This window comes from Massilia sp. YIM B02443 (assembly GCF_030411955.1).
Classification (GTDB): domain Bacteria; phylum Pseudomonadota; class Gammaproteobacteria; order Burkholderiales; family Burkholderiaceae_D; genus Telluria.
Genome location: NZ_JASNRA010000058.1, coordinates 1 through 4,783 on the forward strand (window position 1 = coordinate 1; position 4,783 = coordinate 4,783).

General features: G+C 62.1%; 6 protein-coding genes. 1 reads left to right on the forward strand and 5 read right to left on the reverse strand.

Features of this window, described 5'->3' with window-relative positions; all coding sequences use genetic code 11:
- The 5 genes from QPK27_RS25090 to QPK27_RS25110 all read right to left on the reverse strand — a co-directional run.
- Positions 1–188: helix-turn-helix domain-containing protein (locus QPK27_RS25090; RefSeq protein ID WP_290420867.1), on the reverse strand; the 188-nt coding region annotated here is incomplete at its 3' end.
- The gene (locus tag QPK27_RS25095; RefSeq protein WP_290420868.1) at positions 179–805 is read right to left on the reverse strand and encodes an IS607 family transposase; all 627 of its coding nucleotides are present in this window, start codon (positions 803–805) and stop codon (positions 179–181) included. The genes QPK27_RS25090 and QPK27_RS25095, both read right to left, overlap by 10 nt.
- A gap of 780 nt (positions 806–1,585) precedes the next feature.
- On the reverse strand, positions 1,586–2,401 hold the full coding sequence (locus QPK27_RS25100; protein WP_290420869.1) for a transporter: 816 nt from the start codon (positions 2,399–2,401) through the stop codon (positions 1,586–1,588).
- 215 nt (positions 2,402–2,616) lie between these two features.
- Positions 2,617–3,129, reverse strand: coding sequence for a hypothetical protein (locus QPK27_RS25105; protein WP_290420870.1), 513 nt, complete (start codon positions 3,127–3,129; stop codon positions 2,617–2,619).
- Positions 3,130–3,930 (reverse strand): hypothetical protein, encoded by an 801-nt coding sequence (locus QPK27_RS25110; RefSeq protein ID WP_290420871.1) that lies wholly within the window; start codon positions 3,928–3,930, stop codon positions 3,130–3,132.
- Positions 3,931–4,121: 191 nt separating this feature from the next.
- On the opposite strand from QPK27_RS25110, the gene QPK27_RS25115 reads away from it, so the two are divergent.
- Positions 4,122–4,628 (forward strand): Dps family protein, encoded by a 507-nt coding sequence (locus tag QPK27_RS25115; RefSeq protein ID WP_290420872.1) that lies wholly within the window; start codon positions 4,122–4,124, stop codon positions 4,626–4,628.
- The last annotated feature ends 155 nt before the right edge of the window (positions 4,629–4,783 follow it).

Consider the following 4,783-nt stretch of genomic DNA (forward strand, 5'->3'; position numbering starts at 1 on the left):
TTGAGTTGACGCCGCAATGCCGCCTCGTTCGGCCTGGGCAGTGTGGGCATTGTCTTGCACGCCTCGTATTGGCGTTGCCACTCGGCCAGTGCCCAGTTGTAGGCAAAGCGCGCCGTGCCAGCGGCTCGCGCAAGGCTGGTGGCCTGCACGTTGTTCGGGTCAAGCGCGATACGATGGGCTAGGAGCATTGCGCTTCCCTGGCGGCCTTGCGCATGCTGTCGATGAGCTTTTGATTGCGATGACTGCGGCTGCCGTGCAGTTTGGCTGAGAAGACCGTCATCATCTCAAGAACGTCGCCCGCGAGCTCTTGTTCAAAACTATTGTCTGCGCCCTGGTTGATGACCACGACCTCGACCTGCCTGGCCTGGCAAAGGGCGAACACGAGTTCCGCACCGAAGCGAAGGAGCCGGTCTTTGTGGGTGAGCACCAGGCGGCCGACGTTGCCTTCGATGATGTCATCGAGAAGATTTTTCAATCCCTTCTTGTGATAGTTCATTCCCGAGCCGAGATCTGAAACCACTTCGAAGGTCCAACCGTGACTGGCGCAGTGCAATTCGAGCACCTGCTTCTGGCGCTCCAGGTCCGCTCGCTGATCATGACTCGACACCCGGGCGTAGGCCACGGTCTTGCGGTGACTTTGCGGAGCAGGGCGAATACCCGGAAGAAGCGCTGCGACATCGTAGCGGCGCTGGCCTCCCTCTGTTCTCGTCGGCGCGAGCCGCCCTGCCGCTTCCCAGCGACGCAATGTGCTGGTCGAGACGCCTAATGCCTTGGCCGCAGCGCCAATGGGAACGAGTTTGCTCATATGCGTAAGACTGCACATGTTCGAATGAGTTCCTCGCTAACTGCTAGAACCCATGGTGAACGCGCCCATCGCCGGCAGCAGACTGATGATGGCGGCCAGCCGTTCCTTCAAACTTACGTAAAACTATTTACAGCTTGCTTTACTGTTGAATTCCTGCTTCGTCGAAGCTGGTTTCACCCTGCAATTTTGCAGGGCCAGAGCCGTCTTCTCCACAGGCTGACACGGTGGAACTCACCGCCGTATGATAAGACTACACAGGTTTGAATGAGTTCCAAGCTAACTGCTAAAACCCCTTCGCCATGTCGCAACCGCCTTCGAAGTTCGACGTGCAAGGCGTGTATGCGCCAATGGCAAGCATGATCGTCGGTACTGCGAAAACCNCCATGTCGCAACCGCCTTCGAAGTTCGACGTGCAAGGCGTGTATGCGCCAATGGCAAGCATGATCGTCGGTACTGCGAAAACCAGGTAGACCACGACGAGCAGCACAATGGCGCTGATCGAGCCCTGCTGCGGCTGGCCCTCCTGGCACAGCGCTGCCGTATCGGCCAGCGTCACAGCGCGCAAATGCGATGGCAGCGTATCCAGGACCTGCTGCGGGCCGGCGATATCCACGCATGGATACAGCAGCCGCAACCGCTCATTTCGGAAGCGTATGACAACGCGGCCCTGTGTCGTTCGAGCCACGCCTCGGCTTCCTCGACTTCACCGACGTTATCAACGGCGGCCAATATTGATGTACGCATTTCCATGGTCGTGCCCATGGTTGCGGCGCGGCGGGATCAGCGCCGCACCGACAGCCCGAACGCCAGGCTCAGATCCGGCGTATTCCGGTTCAAGCCATGCACCACCATCGCATCGACCTGGCAGTTCTTGTTCAGTAACCAGCTCACGCCGGCGTCGACCTGCGCCAGGCTGCCGCCATGCGATGCGGACTCGATCTGCGGCGCCGCCACTTCGAAGAATCCCTGCGCCCGTTCGCTGAATTTCTTGCCCAGCGACGCCGCGAGGATGCCGTAGCCGTAATGCTTGCCGCTGTCGTCCAGATCACGGCCGGCGCCCGGCGTCACGGCCAGCGACCAGTCCTTCGCCAACTCCCATTCGGCCGCCAGCACCATCTGCGGCAACAGGCCGCTGCCCCGCAGCGCCGAGCTACCGGTCGGCAGCGCCACTTTGCCGATCAGCCCCAGTGCCGGCCGGGCGCCTTCGCCGTCGGCGAAGTGCCACTTGAAACCGACCGAGGTGTCGTTCCAGCCCGCACTCCGGCCGTGCTCGCCGCTGGCCGGATCGTAGTCGTGTTCGATGCTGCGACCATCGGACTCGATGCGCAGCTCGGCCGTGTCACCCAGGCCGAACCGCAGCAGCGCCGGCGTGCTCAGGGTGCGCACGTGCGGGTCGTCGCGGCGCTGGCGATCCCAGTTGGCGCCAAGCTCGAGCTGGACGCGGCCCTGGCCGACCACCTGGCTGGAGTTGGCGACGTTGGGGCGGTCGGGGTGGATGGTGTCGCCGTCATCGGCGTGGGCGAATTGGGCGCTGCAGGCCAGCACCACGATAGCCGCAGGAAGACGCAGCAAGGTCACGGGAGAGGGAATGTTCATACGATCGGCAAAACCAGAATAGTCACAGTATGCCAAAGATGAGCATCCGCCATCGCACGCTTTCCGATCTACTTCCGCCGAACATGGGGCTATTTTCCGACCGGATGGCGCCATCTATTCCTGGATGCTGGCTACAGCGGCAACTCGTTCGACGGACGCGGCACACTGACATGTGCTGTCAGCATTTTTTAGAGTTGTCAGCCAGCGCGCCGATTTCATGGCGCGCGCGTAATCATCGGCATCACCGAGCACAGTGCATCGGCAACATTGGTCATACCGGTGTCGCGCTTGACGACCTTGCGCGCTCCTGTCGTCAAGCTGTAAAGGCGGGCCTTGCCATTGTCGGCATACACGACAATGCCGTCGAAGCCTTCGTCCATGTCCTTGAACGGCTTCTTGAGCAGCGCACTCAGGCGCTTGATGGCTGCCTGTTCCTTGCGGTACAGCGCTGCGGCGATCAGCTCGGCAGGAATGGCCGGCTTATCGCGCATGAACATGATGGCGCCGTTGTCGAAGCAATTGTCCTTGGCCGCCTGGCTGTTCAGGTATTGCCTGACCTGCTGGTCGACCAGCGCCGGCCTGGCGGCCATGTTGTACCAGATAACGTAAGGTCCCTCGACCGAGCCGGCCAGCGCGCCTGCACAGGACATCGACAAACCGACCAGTAAAGCCAAGTGTTTTTTCATTCGCTGATCCGTGGATGAGAAGATGCAGGCGCCTGTCTGCACTCAGGGCGCGGCAGGCGCAACTGCGGCCGGGGCCGGCGCCGTCACGGCCGCATCGGCGAAGCGGTAGACGATCAGGCTCTCGTCGTCCCACGCCTTGTCGCGCAGCGGCACGATATAGGTATGACCATCGGCGCCCAACTTGAGCGGCCGGCTGCGCTCGCCCGACACCAGCGTCGCACTGACCAGCCGTTTCGCCGTGCGATACGACAGCGCCGTCATCGGCGAGTGGCACATCCCGCCGACCGCCGACATGGCGGTGCGCAGCACGAACGACACCTGGTCTTTCATGACCGCCCACGCTACCTCGCACTCGAGGCGCATGTCGCCCAGCCGGCGTGCGTCGGCCGGTACGCCCGGACTGCGCACGCGCGGCCGCCAACCCATCTGGTCCTTCTTGCGGTTCAGGACCAGGTCGGCATCGTCGTCGAGCGCTTCCTGGCTGCGCGGCAGGACGAAAGTCGCGTCGGCGTCGACCGGCAGCGCCAGGTCGGTCTTTTCGCCGGCCAGGCGCAGTCCGAGTCCATCGGCGCGGGCAACGCTGCCGTCGGCGTTCCACAGCTCGAAGCGCAGACCGGCCTGCGGCGCCAGCGCATGGTGCTTGCCGAAGGCGTCCAGACCACGCGCCATGATGCGGTAAGGACGCAGCGCCGGGTTCTTCACGCCGCTGACCTGCACTTTTTCGCCGGATTCGACGCTGGCGTCCGACGCCTGCGCTTGCTCCTGCTTCTGTTCCTGTGCCTGCGCCCAGATGGGGACGGCCAGCGCCAGTCCCATTGCCAGTGTCAGCCAATGCAGTTTCATTCCCGGTCTTTCGCGACATGTCGAAGAGACCAGTGTAATCGCGCTGCTTGAGTGAAATATTCACATAAAGTCACGTGCACCAGCCGTCCTCCGTCTTTTTCAGGGAAATGCTAAGCTGGTGCAACTTAGACACTGTTGCATTTTCGATTAGCAGCACCATCTGGATCCTACTGAACCCAAGGAGAAAGCACATGAATATGGATATTGGCATCAGCACCGAAGACCGCGCGAAAATCGTCGAATCCCTGTCGACCGTCCTGGCCGACAGCTACATGCTGTACCTGAAGACCCACAACTTCCACTGGAACGTGACCGGCCCGATGTTCCAGACCCTGCACGTGATGTTCCAGGAGCAGTACACCGAACTGTGGAACGCGCTGGACGACATCGCCGAGCGCATCCGCGCCCTGGGCCACTTCGCGCCGGGCACCTACAAGCGCTACGTCGAACTGTCGACCATCACCGAGGAAGTCGACGTGCCGTCGGCCAAAGAGATGATCCGCCAGCTGGTCGAAGGCCAGGAAGCCGTGATCCGCACCGCGCGCGCCGCCGTGCGCATCGCCGACGAGATCGACGATTTCCCGACCGCCGACATGCTGTCGACCCGCATGGAAGTGCACGAGAAGAATGCGTGGATGCTGCGCGCCTTCCTGGAACAGGGCGCCGGCCACGTGCAGGGCGAAGCGTCGTCGACGTAATTCGGGCGATGTGATGTTGCGGTCCGCTGGGGCCGCATGAACGCGTCGGCGGCGGAGCCGCCAACCCTGCGAGGTTGGTGGTTCCGCCGCCGACGCGTTTATCGTTAAGGGTATCGTAGATACCGTCTCGGCCGTCAAGCCCTACATCGCAAATT